General features: G+C 68.7%; 14 protein-coding genes and 3 pseudogenes. 6 read left to right on the top strand and 11 right to left on the bottom strand.

Going from position 1 to position 17,541, the window contains the following annotated elements:
* A complete protein-coding gene (locus J4709_RS11410) occupies positions 1–573 on the bottom strand; it encodes a hypothetical protein (protein ID WP_208239928.1) in 573 nt (190 codons plus the stop codon).
* Between the two features lie 605 nt (positions 574–1,178).
* On the opposite strand from J4709_RS11410, the gene J4709_RS11415 reads away from it, so the two are divergent.
* On the top strand, positions 1,179–1,433 hold the full coding sequence (locus tag J4709_RS11415; RefSeq protein WP_208239930.1) for a hypothetical protein: 255 nt from the start codon (positions 1,179–1,181) through the stop codon (positions 1,431–1,433).
* A gap of 717 nt (positions 1,434–2,150) precedes the next feature.
* Here the strand turns inward: J4709_RS11415 and J4709_RS56120 are convergent.
* From J4709_RS56120 to J4709_RS11430, 3 genes are all read right to left on the bottom strand, one after another.
* On the bottom strand, positions 2,151–2,627 hold the full coding sequence (locus J4709_RS56120; RefSeq protein ID WP_372442059.1) for an STAS domain-containing protein: 477 nt from the start codon (positions 2,625–2,627) through the stop codon (positions 2,151–2,153).
* A 75-nt stretch (positions 2,628–2,702) separates the two neighbouring features.
* A complete protein-coding gene (locus J4709_RS11425; RefSeq protein ID WP_208239934.1) occupies positions 2,703–3,206 on the bottom strand; it encodes a permease-like cell division protein FtsX in 504 nt (167 codons plus the stop codon).
* A 640-nt stretch (positions 3,207–3,846) separates the two neighbouring features.
* Complete coding sequence (locus J4709_RS11430) at positions 3,847–4,422, bottom strand: hypothetical protein (protein WP_307801162.1); 576 nt, start codon at positions 4,420–4,422, stop codon at positions 3,847–3,849.
* A 111-nt stretch (positions 4,423–4,533) separates the two neighbouring features.
* Between J4709_RS11430 and J4709_RS11435 the strand changes: the two genes are divergently transcribed.
* Positions 4,534–5,124 carry a TetR/AcrR family transcriptional regulator gene (locus tag J4709_RS11435; RefSeq protein WP_208239937.1) on the top strand — a complete coding sequence of 197 codons (591 nt, stop codon included), beginning with the start codon at positions 4,534–4,536 and terminating at the stop codon, positions 5,122–5,124.
* 361 nt (positions 5,125–5,485) lie between these two features.
* Here J4709_RS11435 and J4709_RS11440 read toward each other — a convergent pair whose 3' ends face one another.
* Positions 5,486–6,388, bottom strand: a complete 903-nt coding sequence (locus J4709_RS11440) for a phosphatase PAP2 family protein (RefSeq protein ID WP_208239939.1) — start codon at positions 6,386–6,388, stop codon at positions 5,486–5,488.
* A gap of 519 nt (positions 6,389–6,907) precedes the next feature.
* On the opposite strand from J4709_RS11440, the gene J4709_RS11445 reads away from it, so the two are divergent.
* Complete coding sequence (locus J4709_RS11445) at positions 6,908–7,081, top strand: hypothetical protein (protein ID WP_208239941.1); 174 nt, start codon at positions 6,908–6,910, stop codon at positions 7,079–7,081.
* Between the two features lie 83 nt (positions 7,082–7,164).
* Here the strand turns inward: J4709_RS11445 and J4709_RS11450 are convergent, their stop codons facing one another.
* From J4709_RS11450 to J4709_RS53165, 5 genes and pseudogenes are all read right to left on the bottom strand, one after another.
* Positions 7,165–8,148, bottom strand: coding sequence for an alpha/beta hydrolase (locus J4709_RS11450; protein WP_208239943.1), 984 nt, complete (start codon positions 8,146–8,148; stop codon positions 7,165–7,167).
* The gene (locus J4709_RS11455) at positions 8,148–9,569 is read right to left on the bottom strand and encodes a purine-cytosine permease family protein (RefSeq protein WP_208239945.1); all 1,422 of its coding nucleotides are present in this window, start codon (positions 9,567–9,569) and stop codon (positions 8,148–8,150) included. Before J4709_RS11455 ends, J4709_RS11450 begins: the two co-directional genes overlap by 1 nt.
* Before the next feature lie 668 nt (positions 9,570–10,237).
* Positions 10,238–10,591, bottom strand: a pseudogene (locus J4709_RS11460) (FCD domain-containing protein); the annotation flags it as partial.
* Between the two features lie 690 nt (positions 10,592–11,281).
* Positions 11,282–12,808, bottom strand: coding sequence for a serine/threonine-protein kinase (locus J4709_RS11465; protein WP_208239949.1), 1,527 nt, complete (start codon positions 12,806–12,808; stop codon positions 11,282–11,284).
* Positions 12,809–13,102: 294 nt separating this feature from the next.
* A pseudogene (locus J4709_RS53165) lies at positions 13,103–13,273 on the bottom strand (IS3 family transposase); the annotation flags it as partial.
* 273 nt (positions 13,274–13,546) lie between these two features.
* Here J4709_RS53165 and J4709_RS11475 point away from each other — a divergent pair.
* Positions 13,547–15,601, top strand: a complete 2,055-nt coding sequence (locus J4709_RS11475; RefSeq protein WP_208239951.1) for a SpoIIE family protein phosphatase — start codon at positions 13,547–13,549, stop codon at positions 15,599–15,601.
* Positions 15,602–15,902: 301 nt separating this feature from the next.
* Here the strand turns inward: J4709_RS11475 and J4709_RS54640 are convergent, their stop codons facing one another.
* A complete protein-coding gene (locus J4709_RS54640; protein ID WP_269757143.1) occupies positions 15,903–16,028 on the bottom strand; it encodes a hypothetical protein in 126 nt (41 codons plus the stop codon).
* A 106-nt stretch (positions 16,029–16,134) separates the two neighbouring features.
* On the opposite strand from J4709_RS54640, the pseudogene J4709_RS11480 reads away from it, so the two are divergent.
* Positions 16,135–16,488, top strand: a pseudogene (locus J4709_RS11480) (IS110 family transposase); the annotation flags it as partial.
* Positions 16,489–16,752: 264 nt separating this feature from the next.
* The gene (locus tag J4709_RS11485) at positions 16,753–17,262 is read left to right on the top strand and encodes a hypothetical protein (RefSeq protein ID WP_208239953.1); all 510 of its coding nucleotides are present in this window, start codon (positions 16,753–16,755) and stop codon (positions 17,260–17,262) included.
* Positions 17,263–17,541 lie beyond the last annotated feature (279 nt).

A 17,541-nucleotide genomic window follows, 5' to 3' on the forward strand; every position in this document is an offset into this window, starting at 1 on the left:
TCAGATCAGGCCGCGCCGCTCGGCGTCACGGTAGCGCGCGACCAGCCGCTCGGTCACAGTGCGCAGCTCGCCGATCCGGGCGTCGATCCACGCTGGATCGAAGGCCGCAGGCTGCTGCGCGAGCACCGCCCGTCCCTGCTCGGTCCAGACGCTCCCCGCCGCACCGCGCCGCTCCACCAGCAGCTTCCGCAGCTCGGTCAGGCTGCCCTCAGCGTGCCCGAGTAGCCGCAAGTAGTCCTCACCCTCGGCCACCGGCCGCAATGCCGGGCTGAACATCTGGTCGGCCCACGCGGCGAGTTGCTGCTCCTGGCCGGAGTACAGCATCAGCCACTGGCCACCGTCGATCGCCTCAGAGGTACCGGGGCCGTAGCCGTCGGTGGCACTGTCGGCAACGAGGAACTCCCAGATGCGCTGCTCGCTGTCGGGTCGGCACCGGCTCAGGTACACCGTGACGTCCCGGTTCTGCGGATCGAGATAGCCTGTACCGAGAACGATCTCCAGGTCGGCGCAGTCGGCCAGTTGGACCCGGACGTACTCGCGGGCCTCCCCGATCGTCCGCACCGCGACGATCACGCATCCCCCTCGGCTGGCGGTCGCCTGCCCAGTCGACAAGTCCGAGCAGGCTCCGCCGCGGCCATACGGCCTCGACCGTGTTCGTCGCCGTCGACTTGTTGTTCCACAACGCCGCCAACATGTCGCTGGGCACCTGCGCGCTCGCTGTGTGGTCGACCAGATTGCCGGTCACGTTCGGTCGACGGTACCGCAGAGGATCAAACGGATCATCCGGGCACGGGCGGCCGACGCCAACCTCTGGCACGACAGCATGCGGATCACCGACTCCATCCCCGCGGAACGCACACACTCCAGGCCCACGCCGTAGCGGCCAAACCTGGCCGGGGCGGTGGCTACGGCTGCTGCCGCTCCCACAGCCACAAGCCCCGCCTATTTCCTTAAGGCTGGCTCGGCCGCTGATCGCGGCACTAACCGCAATAGGTCGGCCACGCAAGCCTCCCTCACGGCTACGGCAGCGAGCATCCCCCGCGGCACTCCGCACAGCCCCGGCCGCAACCGACCTATGGACGCCTCGATGGGCCGCCCTGGAAGATTCCCGATTCATGAACGGACTTCGAGTGACCGTTGAATGAGCCAAGGGCAAACACCTACATGTGAGCATACCAATGTACACAACGAATGACATTCCGGGCAATACGCGCAAGATTAAGGTCTTGGAAATCAGAGTGGGACAGCCTGCCGTGAGTCACCACAGCGCTCTGAGTAACTTAAGTGATGCAGCGGAGGATCTGCGTCCGGATGCGATCATCGGCATCGCATTCACCATATTTCAAGCGCCCGTCAGCCATGGCAGATCGGTGATGTCCGAGCCTGAGTTTGTGGCCTACGGCACTTGTGTGCGCTACGAGACCCATGCCTGATTGGCGGAACGGCTGAACAATGACGCTCGCCCCGTACCCCTACAGCGGCGGCAGGTAGGAGATGGCGACAGCGTCGGCCGGGGCGGTGGTGCGCGACCTCGCCGCCGTACCCGGCGACATCTGGCGAGTGTGGCCGCAGAGCGATGCCCCCGCGGCCTCCCACCGGAGCACCGGGGAGCGATCCAGATCATTGTTGATCATCGGCCAGCATCGAAGGCCTGGCTCTGTTCCGACGAGCACACCGCGTCAGCGCCCACTGCGGCGTTCGATCCGTGGCGAGGGACCTTCGAGCTTGAGGCGCAACGGCGTCACCTGGCTGGAGAGGCACAGCGTGCGGGCGTGGGTTGGGTTGGCCCGTCCCGCTGTGCCCCTCCGCGGCGACCGGACGCGCACGGTTCGCCTGGGGCGGGTCCGTCCGTCTTACGGCACGGAACTGCCCTATCCCCCCGGGTGCGTACCGTGTGCGCACAGTCACAGTTCGAAACTAGCGGGTGGCGAGGAGAATCTCAGCGGAAGCGTTGAATGGTTTCAGTCTCGGAGGCGGGGCTTGGGATTGCTGGGAGCCGACGAAGCGAAACTTCGCGCCTGCCTGGGCGTTGAGCGCGCCCGCCCGGTCGCCCTCATCACCCCCAATCGGCCGCGCTGGTCGCCGGCGCCCGCCTGATGGTGTGCGGCAAGCGGCCAGCTTGGGCCCGTCGGGAGTTTGGGGGAAGTGCTTCACCGGCAAGGAGGTAGGTCCGCCCGGGTCGTGGAAAGGATCTTGGCGAGCCGGGGGAGCGGGCGGAGCAGGGCCGGTTGTCCGCCTGCGGCGTTGATCCGCTTCAAAAGCTGGACGAACGCGTTGATCCCCGAGGAATCACAGACGTCGAACCCGGACAGCTCCAGCGCGATACGCGGGGGTCTTGTACTTGGCTGAGGCCGGTGACCTCGTCGATCAGGGCAGGGGCGGTGGCCACGTCCAGGTATCCATCCAGCTCGACTGTCAGCCACGCTCCAAGAGACCTGATCTCCGTCTGCAACCCGGCCCGCGAAACATCCATCTTCCGACGATACCCAGGCTCGATAGGCAGGGGCGCCGGAGGTGCGAGGCGCCAGGTCGGGGACGGTGCACGACGGGAACGGGTGGGCATGACACGCGTTCGGCTGGTGTTCAAGGCACCTCAGCGGTCCGACGCGGTGGCCGGTGCAAGCCATCAAGATCTCGGTCGGCTGGAGGAGGCCGTGCGCTGAGGGCGCCGGTCGGCGTCATCTTCACATGCGGCTGGAGCGCTAGTTGTGCAGGGTCGCGCAGTGCTCAGCGGTCACTGATTGGAGTTCGAGAATCCTCATGATACCTGGTCGGCCACTGAAACGCGAGCAAATGGTATCCGGGTCGGTGTTCGCGGCGAGTGAGGCGATGAAGGCGTCGGACGGCGGCAGGCGATTGGGCATGTGGCCGCCGAATTCGTGCAAGGCCTGTGGCTGCGTCAGATAGAAGACCGAGGCGACCGCCGGCGTTTCCTGCAGGTCCTGACGGAGCTGGTCCTTCTCGGCCTGCGTAGCCGCTTTGCGGTGACAGGGCGAGGGGATCGCCGTCCCAGGGAGCATCATCCCTGAGTTGCCCGGCGTGCACAGCAGGAACGTGATCTTCGGCGTGGCAGGTTTACTGGCTGGCTGCGCCGCTTTCGCGGGGTGCTTCTTCGGGGCGGGGAACGCCGTCTTATAGAGCACGAAACCGCCCAGGCCGGTGACGGCGACAGCTAGCAGGGCGACCACGACACCCACCGCGATCAACGCAGGCTTGTTCCTGCGGGGCGCAGGCGCGGCGGGCCTGAACCGTCCCTGTGGTGGCCGCGAGGGAGGGGGAGCTGCTGAGTTCATGTGCTTCTAACCAGCTAGAAGACCATTCAAGGACGACGCGGCGCCATGTTAACGCACAGCGCCAGTCATGCGTATCGCGGTGGGCGACGAAACTGCCTTGCTCGAGGGCTCGCTGCGTGCGGGGCGTTCAACACGCGGAAGACCTATGCGCCCCCGGAGTGCCTCGTGCTCGTCGTACTGCCGGGGGGCATGGTGCGGACTCGTCGGTCCCGGGTCAGCCGAGGGTGATGATGCGCCGAGTGAGTGGCTGAGCCGGTGCGGCCGCATGGCCGTGCGGTCTCTGGCCGCTCCTGCCCGGCTGCCGTCGCGGCCGGGTGACCGCCTTGGTCGCAGCGGCTGGTCCTCATGGGAGGCCGGTGGTTGCAAGCAGTGCAGGTCACTACGCCGGACCGATCGGGTTCGCTGCGCGGTCAGCTGGCTGGCGGCGACTGCTGGGACGAGCGGAAGAGGCCGCCGCCAACTGTCAGCCTTTCTCTCGATGTCTCGATCGTGACGCCGCCGTCCGAGGGCGTCATGGGCGGCTGCCCTGAAGTGGCTCTGGAGATTCGGCCGTTCAGGGGGTGAGGCCGTGTCGGCCCTGGTTCGCGGTGCGGCCGAGGCGGACGGCCGAGAGCAGGAAGAAGATGCCGCCGGGGATGGCGTAGCCGGCCGCGTTGGTCAGCGTGGGGTCCTCAGCGGAGGCACCGATGATGAACGAGCCGCCGGCGAGCACGGAGATCGCACCGCTGATGATCATGGGCCACTGGCCGCCCATGGCGCGGCGTGCGGCGCCCACGAGCAGTTGGACCAGCCCGGCCACGACGGCCCAGGCGCCCCACACCCGTAGGACCGCTGGGATGCCGGACGCGCAGGCGATGGCGATGCCGGCGGCGGTGAGCAGGCTGACCGCGATGTTCACGTACAGCAGCACGGGCGAACCGGCGGTGCGCGACGTGCGGGCGTCGACGATGGCGGCGGCCACGTCGAACAGCGGGTACAGCACGAGCAGGGTGACCGCGAGCGGACCCAGGTCCGAGGCGGTCGTGAACATCACGAGGGCCCACACGACGGCGAACCCGAAGCGGGCGAAGTACAGCCGCCGCAGGTTGTCGGCGATCCCGCCGACGCCGTTCGAAGCGATGGTGGTCACAGCGGCCCCTTTCAATCAACTGGAAGAACGAACGTTCTGTCTCGCTCAGCATCGCAAGGTCGCCGCATACTGTCAAGACCGAACGTTCTACCTCTCGTTAGGATGTCCTTCATGAGGCGAGAATCCGCAGGTCGGCCCTCCGAGGCGCGCGATCGCCTGCTCGGCACGGCGACCAGGCTCTTCTACACCGAGGGGATCCGCTCGGTCGGGATCGACCGGATCGTCGCGGAGGCGCAGGTGACGCGGGCCACTCTCTACCGGCACTTCCCCGGCAAGGAAGACCTCGTCCTCGCCTACCTGGATGAGGTCGACCGGGCCACGCGCGCCCAGGTGGACGACGTCGTCGCCCGCGGGCTGCCGCCGGCCGACACCGTCCGGGCCCTCGGTGAGTCCATCGCGCAGGGCATCGGGTCCCCCGGGTTCCGGGGATGCGCGTTCCTCAATGCCGCCGCCGAGTACTCCGACCCCGATGATCCGGTGCACAAGGCCGTCATCGCCCACCGGCGATGGTTCCTGGACACCGTGACCGAACTGCTGGCACGTATCCGTGAGGCGCCCGCCGAGCCCGCCGCTCGGCACTTCGTCATGCTGCGCGACGGTGCCATGGCCGCGGGCTGCCTCTTCGACCCGGAACTGATCTGCGAAACCTTCCTGCGCGGAGTCGACGGCCTGGTACGAGCACATGCCGCACCCGATCACTGACTCCGGCGCCGGCTGAACATCGGGCTTTCTGCCACGGTGTTTGTCATGTCCGTTCGGCCCGAGGCTGAGTTTCCGGAAGTCGAACGGCTCCGTGGTCGATGTTGTCCGGACCGTCGAGAATGACATCGCAATGGGATGAGCGAGCCGACCGGCCTCGGGTGGATCGTCGGCTCGGCCTGGTCGGCGGGCCGTGGACGATTGGCGTTTGCGCTGGCGGGGTCGGCCTACTTTCGTGGGCTATTCGTCGCCGTACACCACGCGGCATCGGGTGCTCGGCCCCACGGTAGCCCCTCCGTGCAGGCTCGCAGGGACGGGCCCCAACTGCGGGATCGATCGAGTCGGGGCGTTAGGGCGGTTGGGCTCAGGCGCCCGGGAGTGTGCGGCGTGCGGTCTGTGCGGGCTTCCCGGCTGTGGTGAGCCAGAACAGGGCCGCGCACAGCAAGGCGGTGGCCGCGAAGATCAGCGATTGGGCGATGGAGTCGTCGCGCGCGCCGGCGGGGAGAGCGCCGGCCGCTGACAGTGCCAGGGCGATGGCCGGCGGCAGCGCACGGGAGGGCCGTGTGACGTTTGGGTCGTCGGCCGCCGGCAGCAATCGGGTCGCGAGGCTGTAGCAGGCGCAGGCCAGCAGTGTGGAGCCCAGTGCGTCGCTGGGGCGGTGGTGGTAGGTGGCTTGGACGGCGCCGGCGGTGACGGCGAGCCACAGCATCCCGGCCGCCGTGGCGTAGGGGCGGATGCGGGGGGAGGCGATGAGGGTGGCGGCGAGGGCCAGTCCGGCGGCGACCGCCACGTGCCCGCTGGGGAAGCTCGGCTCGGTGAGCCAGACGGGGGCGTCCACCAGATCGGGGCGGGGCAGGGCCATCTTGGTGAGTTCCTTGCTCCCGAGCGTGGCCACGACCAGGCCGGTCGCCGCGCAGCCCTGCCACCAGCACCTGCGCACCAGGGTGACGGCCGTGATGACCGCGATGCCGACGAGCAGGGTGGGCATCGCGCTCTGGTCCAGGGGCGGCAGGGCCGGCGACTTGTAAGCCGCTCCCGACCAGTCGTAGATCCAGGCCGGCTCGGCGCCGTCTCCGCTGAGCAGGGTGTTCTCCGCCCGTTGCCCGGCCGGGGTGCAGACGGCGGCCAGGTAGATCGCCAGAAACCCCAGAAGGCACAGCGGGGCCCAGGCCCGCGGCCTGCGCGCATGGCCGGACCCGGCCGCGTTCTCCGGGGCCTGATCGGAATCCGGGTGCGCGCATACGGGCGAGGGATCTTGCCGGGTCATCGTTCTCGCTGTTCTTCACGGGTGGAGTAAGGTCACGCGCTCTGCCTGGCATGCGGTGGGCCGGCAGGCTCATCCGCCGGCTCGACCGGCCGGATCGAGTCATCACGAACCTCGGTCACGATCCGCCGGATCGCCGCTCGCGCGCCGGGTGGGCGCCGTGCACCACCAGGCAAGAGACGACGTCTTCCCAGCGTACGAGCGAAGAGGGTAGCCGCTACCGGACGATCCCGGTCCCCCGGTGGCACGGGGTCAGCCGCGTTCTCCCCGTGTTCGTGCTCGCCCGTGGATGCCTGGTCCAAGGCGTTGCCGTCCCCCAGGGCTTGGCATGCGGGACTTTCGCGGCGCGTGGACTGGGGGTCGACATCGTTTCCCTCGCCGTGATCGGTCTCGGCTGAGAGTGGAGAGAGCGATCCGTGACCTGCAGAATCGAGAGCCTTTCGCCCGTGGCTTCCCAGGCCGTGATCGCGATGCGGGTCAGAGGTGACTTGTTCGGCTGCAACGTGCTGGTTCTCGGGCGTTATGGACAGCACCAGCACCGGTACGAGCGGCTGCGAGGGCCCGGTCTCCGTCGGCTGGGGGGACGTCGGCAGGATCGCCTCATCAGCGCACCCGGACGCCCTCGCGCGCGTCCGCGCGAATCCACCCGCATCACCCGTCCGCTACAGCCTCGGCGCGGCGCTTCGCCAGTCCTGACGCGGCCGCTCGCGCAGCGGTCCAAGCCCGGCACCGTGCTTCGGCGTCGCATCGGTGCCGGCTCGCGTCCTTGAGTCGCTGTTCTAGGTGGTGGCGAGTGTTCGGTGCAGCCAGTCGGAGATGCGGGTGAGTTCTTCTTGTGCGCCGGGGACTTGGGTGGCGATGTTGAGGAAGACGTGGTCGGCGCCGGGGACGACCGACAGGGTGACGGGGACTTCGGCGTCGGCGAGTGCCTGGGTCATGGCGAGTGTCTGCGGGAGGAGGGCGTCTTTGCTGCCGCAGCTGAGGTAGCAGGGTGGGAAGTCGGCCAGGTGCGGGCTGTGTATCGGGCTCACCAGCGGGTCGTTCAGCCGGTCGGGCCATTGGGGTCCCAGGTAGGCGGCTGTCTTGGTCTGGTGCTGGGCGAGTCCTTGGGCGTCGCTCACTGTGCGGGCGACATCGAACACGCCGTAGAGCAGGGCACCGGCGGTGAACCGGACGGGGATGCCAGCGAGATCCCCGGCGGCCATGGTGGGGTGGGCGGTGCCGTGCAGGGCTGCGATGGCCGCGGCGGCCAGGTTGGCGCCCGCGGACGCGCCGGCTATCGCGATCCGTGTGGGGTCTCCCGTGTACCGGTGGATGTTCCGGGTGATCCACCGCGCCGCGTGGACGGTGTCCTGGACGGCGCAGGGGAACGGCTGCTCGGGCGCGAGCGCGTAGCTGAGGTTGACCACCACCCGGCCCGGCGCGGCCAGCTGCATCGCGAGTTTGCGTTCGTTCTCGGCGTCGCCGACGTACCAGCCGCCGCCGTGCAGGAACAGCATCGTGGGGAACGGTCCGTGGCCCTGCGGGATGTAGATCTCGGCGGTGACGGGGCGCTCGTCGATCTCGCCGAGCACGACGTCGTGGTGGAAGGCGCCCAGCGGGGGGAGGTCGACGTTGAGGTGACGGAAGTCGTAGCTCGCGCGGGAGTCGACCAGTTCCTGGAAGGTCGAGGCGGGGGTGGCGTCGACGCTGCGGCCGGCGACCAGCGACGCCCAGTCCCGCTCGCTCTCGGGCCCGTGGGCGGGTCCGGATCGCGTGGCCATCAGTTCGCCTCCTTGAGGTTCGGCCGCATGGGCGTGCGGACTTCGGTCAGGGGCTCGGCGGGGCTGCTGCGCGTGCGGCGGGCGATCAGGTAGTAGCCCACCGCGGGCACGATCAGGCCGACGATCCAGGCGAGGTCGGCTCCGCCGAGTTCCGGGGAGATCGGGCCCTGGTAGAGCTTGGTGTTGATGAAGGGGACCTCCAGCGCGATGGTGGCCAGGTAGAGGGTGACGACCGGCCAGTTGCACACGCCGTACAGGCCGCGGCGCTGGAAGAGCGCGGCCACGTCGTAGCTGCCCTTGCGGACCAGGAAGTAGTCGGTGAGGTTGATGGCGGTCCACGGTGTGAGCGTGTACAGGATGAACAGCAGGATGCTTTCCATCGTGTCGAGCAGGTGGCTGCTGGCCGCGAGCCCGCAGATCGTGACGATGATGCTGAAGGCGACGACGAAACTCGCGCGCACGCGGGTGGCCGCGCCGGCCACCGCGCCTCGTTCGGCCACGGCGCCGTAGGCGGCCAGGAAAGCGCCGTAGGGTCCCTGGGCGCCGCCGGTGAGCGTCCCCAGCAGGAACACCGCCACGATGATCTTGGAGAGTGCGGGGAACTGGTCGGAGAAGAACCCGATCGGGTTGGTGCCGAACTTCGCCCCGGCGATCGCGGCCGCCAGCGCACCGACGCTCATCACCCAGATCGCCCCGCCGCAGGATCCGGCGTAGGTGAACCAGAAGGTCCTGCGGGCGGAAGTGCCGCTGGGCAGGTACCGCGAGTAGTCCGACACGTACGGCGACCAGGTGATCTGCCACGACGCCGCGATCGACATCACCATCAGCACCTTCTGCCAGGTCACCTCGCCGCCGCCCACCTGAACCGACCCGGCATGCACGAGCAGCTTGATGGTCAACGCGATGAACATGGCGCCGGCCACCACCGTGGCGATCTTGGCGACCCGGTGGATCAGGTCATGCCCGATCAGCGCGATGACCATCACCACCACGTTGAACCCCACGACCCCGGCGACGTCCGGGAGCCCGAGCAGGGCGGCGATCGCCTGCCCGCCGACGACGCCTCCGGTGATCGCGAAACCGGCGTAGATCAGCACCGCCACCGACATCGGCAGCACGGCGCCGAGCGAGCCGAACTGGGCGCGGCTCTGGATCATCTGCGGGATGCCCAGCCGCGCGCCCTGCACCGAGTGGTAGGCCATGAACAGCCCGCCGACCAGGTTCCCCACCACGATCGAGAAGATCGCCCACGCCAGGCTCAGCCCGCTGAACACCGCCAGCGCGCCGTTCACCGCGACGACCACGCCCACGTTGTTGGCGAACCAGAGGGTGGTCAGGCTCCACGGCTTGGTATGGCGTTCGCTCTCCGGGATCTGGTCGATCGAGTGCTGCTCGATCGCCACCGGCTTCTTCTGGCTCACACGGATTCCTCTCGCCACCTCGACCCCACGTGAGTGACGAGAGTGACCGGCCGACCCGGGGCAAGGCCAATACCTTTTCCTGCCCGACATATGGGCGAACGGCTATACGAGGCATCCTGGGCGTCGCCAGCCTGGCGCTATAACCAGGCCGGTATGGATATCGCTCTAAACGGTATTAGACGGGTATCTCTCCGTTGAGTCGCTCAAGAGGTCGAGACCGTCGGCGGCTGGGCTGCCAGGGCCTCGGCCGACGCGACGGTGACCGAGTACGTCGCCGGAGCGGAGCCCCCATAACGTCCGTTCCCTCGGGCGGCTCACCGCCACGACCTGCGGTATCACGAGCGCCGACGACCTCTTCGCCCTCGCCGTCGGGCTCGTCGAAGCGGGCGATGCAGTCGTCCAGCGCCGGTTCGGTCACCAGCAGCGCGTTGTTCCGCTTCGCTGGTTGCGGACCCGATGGCGGCGCATCAGTTCGTCCCGCCCGGTCTTGAGAGCTCGCCCAGCGGGCAGCGCCCGAAGTCGGCCGGCCAGGCGTGCTGACCTGCACCGCTTTCCATTGCACGGACATCGATCAGCTCGAAGATTGGAGTGACCGCGCCTCGTGCTCGGCCGCGCGAGCAGCTCTTCGACTGACGGTTCGGCCAGCGACGCTCGGTGGCGGGGGTCGGTCAGGTGGGGTCGTGGGCGGGGCGCAGGGTGGCGTAGGAGAACTCGACGAGGTAGTCGTTGAGGGCGTGGGACGCGGTCTCGGCGGCGTCGGCGTCGCGGTCGAGGAAGGCGCGGAGGATCTGGGTGTGCAGCTCGGATCCCGTGGCTATCTCCGCCTGGTGGTCGACGACGTGGGCGAACCAGAAGCGGCGTGACAGGCCCTGGAGCGGGGCCATGGCGTCGGCCAGGTAGTCGTTCGCGGCGCCGGCGACGATGAGCTCGTGGGTGTCCTTCACGGTTTCGGCGTAGGCCTGCAGGGTGAAGGCGTCGCCGGCGAGCAGGTCCACCATCTCGGCCATGCGGGACCGGACGTCCTGGGCGGCACGCCAGCCGCACCGCGAGGGCCTCGAGCACGCGGCGTAGCTCCAGCATCAACAGCTGGGCCTCGACCGACGTCGGCGGGATGAGGACGCCCTTGTTCGGGTGGATCTCGACCATCCGGTTCCGCGCGAGCTGCTGCAGCGCCTCGCACCTGCCGCCCTGAGCTCCTGGACCGCACATTGATCTGGAACCAGCGGCACCTGCTCTACGGCCTCCGCGAGTTTCGAGACCTTCTACAACCGGCATCGCCCGCATCAGGGCATCGCCAACGCCCGCCCGTTGAAGCCGCCGCCTCCGCCGATCACCGATATTCCGACGAGATCGCCCACACGAACATCCGAAGAAGGCAACGTCTGGGCGGGATCCTCAAAGAGTACGAACATGCTGCTTGAACTGCACGGATGAGTTTCCGGCAGGGCAGGGATGGCCGCTCTCGTCTGAAACGGACCAAGAGCCGCATTGTCCAGAGGGAGTTCGTGTCGGAGATGGACTACGGGTTCGAGTGCTGCGGCTGCGCGCTGCTCGCGTGGACGCGGGGCTGACCGTGGCGGAGATCGCCACCGCTGCCGGCCTTTCAGAACGGGCGGTGGGCTTCTACTGGGCAGTTGCCCGCCAGTCGGGTGCTCTTGGCGCGGCTGGCCCCGTCTCGCGCAGTTTTGCGGGTGTAGCCCGCCGGGCTGATGCTAGCGGCGAGTGACCTCGGCTCTGAGCTTGCTCGACCAGATGAACGGCTGGGTGCCGAGCCAGATCAGCCCCAGGAGGATGAGAAAAGGGACGAGGCGGGGGCTGGCGGCCAGATCCAGGACCCAGGTCCCCACCCGGTAAAAGGGCACGACCCAGAACATTGCCACCAGACCTTCGACGAGCACGGCGATGGTGAGTACGGCACGGCGCATGGACGGATCCGCCACCTGTCCGGCAAGCGACAGGTTCATCGGGGTGAAGACGAGCATGAACGCGAGTGTGCCCAGCACCCAAGAGATCTGGAAACCAAGATTGGGCGCGACCCAGCTGTCCGCGAAGTGGATGACGACTTCTATCTGGTGGCCGACGAGGGTCGTGGAAACAAGGGCGAGGGTGAGGATCGGCCTGTGCGGCAGGAACCACAGCCCGCACATCAGGATGAGCGCCACGGCCGTGGGCAGCAGCAGTAAGGGGGATGAGCCCCAGTACTCCTCCAGGGCAGACTCGGGGTGGTGCTGTCTCCACGGCACGGTCAGGAAGGTCAGAACGGAGAGCGCGGTGCACAGCAGGGCTGCTCTGAGGAGGGCTGTCCGATAGCGCCTGAGCGGGGTGTCGCTGGCGGAAGGGTGAAGCAGCGCGGTGCGGGGCGGCTGGTACGGGACGGGGGACCTGACGTCGGCCGCGGTCTCGACAGCGGTCTCGACAGCGGGGGCGAGGGCGGAGGCGAGCAGGTCGCGGACCTGGGCGGGGGAGAGCCGTTCGTCCGGGTCTTTGCGTAGCAGGCCGTTCAGGACCTGCGCCAGCGGGCCACCGCACCGGGGCGTGGGCGGCTGCTGGGTGGCGATCGCGACGAAGACGGCGCCATGGCTGGGCCCGTCGAACGGACGGCGGCCCTCGACCGCCGCGTACAGGGTGGCGGCCAGGGACCACAGATCCGAGGCCGGGGTGACGGACTTGCCCTCCACCTGCTCGGGGGACATGTAGGCGGGCGTGCCCAACACCGTGCCCGAACGAGTGATGGTGACGTCGCCCTCCACCGCGGCGATGCCGAAGTCGGTGAGCAGGACCCGGCCGCCCTCCAGGAGCACGTTGGCGGGCTTGACATCGCGGTGAACGACGCCCTGCGCGTGAGCGGCAGACAGGGCGTCCAGCATCGCGAGCCCGATCGCGGCGACCTGGCTCTGCGGAAGCGACCCCTGCTCGGCCAGCAGCTGCTCCAGGGAACGGCCGCGGACCAACTCCATGACGATCCAGGGACGCCCGTCGTCGCCCATCACCCGGTCATAGACGGTGACGATGCCGGTGTGCCGCAGGCGGGCGGCGGCGCGGGCCTCACGTTCCATCCGGGCGTACCAGACACGTCGCTCCTGGTCGGTGACCTGTTCAGGCACCTGGAGTTCCTTGATGGCGACCTCACGGTCAAGGTCGAGGTCATGAGCGCGCCACACCGCCCCCATGCCACCCTGGCCGATCCGACCCAAATTCCGGTACCGGCCCGCCAGCACCCCGTCACCGTCCCAGCCCATGATCAGAACCTATCTGTACACAACGGCCGGAAGGCGGCGATCCTCTCGCACCCGGTCCAGATACCTCTTGGCCAGCATCGGCTCCAGAACGCAGCGATGCATGGGCCGCCACGGACGACCCATCTGACCCGCAACAAACGACCGGCTACGACCAGCTACGACCAGCAGGGCGGCCCCATACCGGGCCGCCCCTCTCGTTCGGTGAAGCACCCCGGGTCGGGTGGAGGCTCTGGTGTGATTCGCTGAGAGACATCCCTGGGAGTTTTGGCGTCAAGTGCTGACCGCTGTCAGCTGCCGCACCACGACATGGCCCTCGCGCTGAAGTTGCCGCCAGACCTTGCGGGCGCCATACACCCGGTAGTTGGCCTCGAAGATGCGGGTGATCTCGGTCTTGAGCCGTTCGTCACGCTCGGCCCGGGCCGAGGCCGGACGTGACTTGGCGGCGTAATAGGTGGACGGTGCGATCAAGAACGGGGCGCCGAACCCTCGGTGATCTCGACTCGGTTCTCAGCCCCTGTCCGACTGCTCCCGGCCCCGCCGACGCCGATGCGGAGATCATTCGACGAGACAGGGCTCGGAGCCTCCTCCGCGAATACGCCCAGGTCGCATAGGGGCATCCGGCGGGCATCGCACGATCCGCCGGTGTACCTGGACGTTCCGTCAGAGCGCATGTCCCCGGCGATCGCGGGGTACGGGCAGCCAGTGGGAGGCCCGGGCATGACGAGCGGGGAGGGGCGGATGGAGGACGCCTGCGGGGAGGGCACCGGCAGGCTCGCTGTGGAGGTCTTCGACTCCGTGCCGGTCGCTGTCGCCTTGACCACCGGACAGGACCACCGCCTGGCCTACACCAACCTCGCCTACCGAGCGGCCTTCGGTGACCGTCCGCTCGGCGAGCCGATTTCGGAGGTGTTCGGTGACCTGTTACAGCGGGACTACTTCGACCTCTTCGACCGCGTGCTGGCCACCGGGGAGCCGGTCACTCTCACCGAGACGCCGGTGAACTTGCCCTTCCCCGATACCGGCGATGAGGAGCGCTCCTTCTCCTTCAGCCTGTCCCGGGTCGCCCAGGAGCTTTCCGGTGTGCCGGTCCTGGCGGTGGATGTCACCGGGGAGGTCGCCGCGGCCAGGCGTGCCGCCCACACCGCCGGGCAGCAGCGACGGATCCTGCGCAGGTACCAGAGCCTGGTCCAGGTGAGCGCGCAGATCGTGTGGGTCACCGATCCGGCGGGTGAGTTGATCGAGCCGAGCCCGGGCTGGGAACGGGTGACCGGGCAGAGCTGGGAGGAGTACCGCGGCACGGGATGGGCGCGGGCCTTGCACCCCGACGACCGTGAGCCCACGATCCGATCGTTTGACCAGGCGCGCTGGCAGCGCCGCCCCCGGCGGCATGTGAGTCGGCTGAGGACCAAAGAGGGGGAGTACCGGCACTTCGAGATCAACGCCGCGCCGGTGTATGAGAACGACGTCGTGGTGGAGTGGGTCGGCACCTACACCGACATCGAGGAGCAGTGGCAGCGGCATCGCCGCCAGGAGTTGCTCGACCGCGCCGCCACCGCGACCGCCGAGCACACCGGGTTGGCGGAGATCTTCGGCGCGATCGCCGACGTGCTCGTCCCCGCGCTCGTCGACGGGTGCGGCATGCACCTGCTGTCGGGATTCAGCGACCGCCCCGAGGGCGCACCCATCGTCGCCAAGCGCGTCGCCGCCCTCGCGCGTGACGGCCTGGCGCCGAACCCGCCGCTCGTCGAAACCCAGTTCGCCGCCGATAGCGGGTTCACCCGCGCGGTGGAGCGGCGCCGCCCGCTGCTCCGCACGTTCCCGCCTGGCGAGCCGCCGGCCGGCCTGTTGCCCGAAGGGTCGATGGCTTGGCTGACCGAGGCGGCCGCCAACAGCGTCGTGCTGTTGCCGGTCATGGTCGACGGGACCGTGGCGGCGGTGGTGACCGCCGCCACCTGCGGGGACCGTCCGCGCCTGAGCCCGGGCGACGTCGACCTCATCGACCATATGTTCGAGCACACCCACAACGCGCTGAGCAAAGCCGTCCATTTCCAACGCACCCAGCAGGTGGCCCTGGCCCTTCAGCACAGCCTGCTCGCCGAACCGCCCGACCACGCCGGTCTGCGGATCGTCGCCCGCTACCTGCCCAGCCCCGCGGCCGCCGAGGTCGGCGGCGACTGGTACGACTCCTTCGTTCTCCCCGACGGCGCAACCGTGCTGGCGATCGGCGACGCCGCCGGCCACAACCTGGACGCCGCCGTCCAGATGAGCCAGATGCGGAACATGCTGCGGGCGTTGACCGTCGATCGCCCCGACTGGCCCGGCGAGATCCTGCGGCGACTCACCATCGCCATGGGAGCACTGGCGCCCGAGGCGACCGCCACATGTGCCCTGGCCCGCGCCGAGCAACCCCAACCCGGCCGGTGGCAGCTCAACTACGCTTCAGCAGGACACCCGCCACCACTCCTGGTCACCCCCGACGGCAACTGCCGCCTGCTGGAAGAAGCCGCCAACCCCCTGCTGGGCGTGGTCTTCGACCAGCCTTACCACAGCGCCGTTGAGCACCTGCCCCCGGACTCCACCGTACTGATGTACACCGACGGCCTGGTCGAACGTCCCGGCGAGGACCTGGACCAGGGGCTGGAGCGCCTCCGCGGACAAGCCTCGGCGCTCGCACGCCACCCCCTGGACGACTTTTGCGACGGCATCCTGAACAATCTCCTCGCCACCACCGGCACCGACGACACCGCCCTGATCGCGCTCCGCGTACCAACCGACTCCAAGCCAAGCGCCTGACGAACCCAGCCGGGTGCCAGGTCATAGGCGGCCAGCGGCCGCAGCGCGGCCGGCGGAGCGCTGCGCGGCATCTCCTACACCGCCAGCGACGAGGGTGGCTCCGCGATGCTCCACCATCGCCCCTGAACGGCTTCTCCTAAGAGCGCGAGCTGCGGGCGAGCAACGCCAGCGCCGCCAAGCCGAAGCGCCGGTGTGCGCGTCGAGCGGTGCGTGTGGTCGTCATGCGTTCGACTCGGGGCTTGATACTGGTGAGCTCGCGTAACCGATGTGTGCGTATTCGTGGGTGCTGAGGGGGTGACGGTCACCGTGTGTGGTCGCCGGGGGCGTAGTGGATCCAGGACTTCCCGGCTTCAGCGGCGATGCGGGCGGTGGTCGTGTCGTGGAAGCCCAGCGACCGGGCGTGAGCTTCCCCCCGTTCCACGGACACCACCACCTCCGTGGACGCAACCAGCCGGAAGAGCTCTCCGTAACGTGGATGTGGCAGCTCGGTGCCCTGGCAAGGCCGGACGAAAGCGTGATGGAGGGGCCTGCGCGTGGTCGACACCGGCGACATCGACGTCTTCCTCGGCCCGGACGTCGGCAAGGGCGAACACCACGCCACCGCCGTCACACCGGCCGGGAAGTAGGCGTTCGACAAGCGCCTGCCCAACGCCGAACCCAAGCTCCGCGAGCTGTTCGCGAAGCTGCAGGCCAAGCACGGGACGGTGCTGGTCGTGGTCGATCAGCCGGCCTCGATCGGCGCCCTGCCGCTGGCGGTCGCCCGGGACATGGGCTGCCCGGTCGCCTATCTGCCGGGGCTGACAATGCGGCGGATTGCCGACCTCTACCCAGGTGAGGCGAAGACGGACGCGAAGGACGCGCTCATCATCGCGGACGCGGCTCGCTCGGGAAACTCGGATCGACGAGCCTCGGCCCGCTGCTGGAAGAAACCGCCCCTGATGGTCTGGGAGACGTCCGAAACCCTGTGCGCCACGTCCCAAACCGTCGACAAACACCCACGTCAGGACGTGTTTGGCGTCCCAGCCGTCCCAATGGGACGGTGATCTGTTGTGGCGGTCCAGCCCGTCCTGCGAGCTTGTTCGTGGCCGTCGCGACGCTGCGGCGGTCCGGACGCGGAAACGTGTCCGGGAAGGCGATCCAACGGGGAGAACATGAGGACCAGAACCAGGGCCACCGCGCTGTCGGCGCTCGCCGTCGCCGCGCTGGCGCCGCTCACCGCCGGCCTCACCGCCACGCCGGCGCACGCGGCGGCAACGCCAGCCGCGGCGCCCGCCGGCACCTTGACTGCCGCTCCCATGGCCGGCCAGATCGGGCCCTGGGAGCCCTCGGTCACGCGGGACTCGATGGACGGTGATCCCGGCGGGGTCAGCGGGACGGCGAGGCTGCAGCGCTTCAACACCGCCAGCCCCAGTGGCATCGAATTCGCCGAGATCACCTTCACGGCCGCCGGAGAACGCGTAAAGGTGAGAGACGGAAGTCCATGGAATGCCCACTGGTATCTGATGAAGAACGGAACGGTGCGCAATTCCGGGACGGTCTCAGCCGGGAACACGGTCAAGAAGAACTTCAACATTCGCGAGGGCGAACGGATCGGGATCAAGCTGTGCCTGTACTGGGCCGGCGGCAGCAAGTGCGTGGAAAACGGCACCCTCAAGTCGTGACAGGCCGCAGGTCTCCTGTTCGTTCACGCCGGGCGCCTTCTCCTGAAGCCGCCCGCAGGCCAAAGGCGGCCTGATAACAGCAGGGCCTCAGCAGCGAGCACGAGGCCCGGCCGGGCTGCTGCGCGAAACCACGCAGCGGCCCGGCCGGGCACCCCGGCCCTTCAAGGATGTGGCTGGACGCTCATCCGCAGGTGGGGAGAGCGACACCCTCGTCGGCACGAGCGCGAACGGTCTGGTCAGATCGTTGGTGATGCGGGAGCCGACCCGACCGCTGGCGGC

The organism is Actinomadura violacea (assembly GCF_017573465.1).
In the GTDB taxonomy this organism is placed as follows: Bacteria; Actinomycetota; Actinomycetes; order Streptosporangiales; family Streptosporangiaceae; genus Spirillospora; species Spirillospora violacea.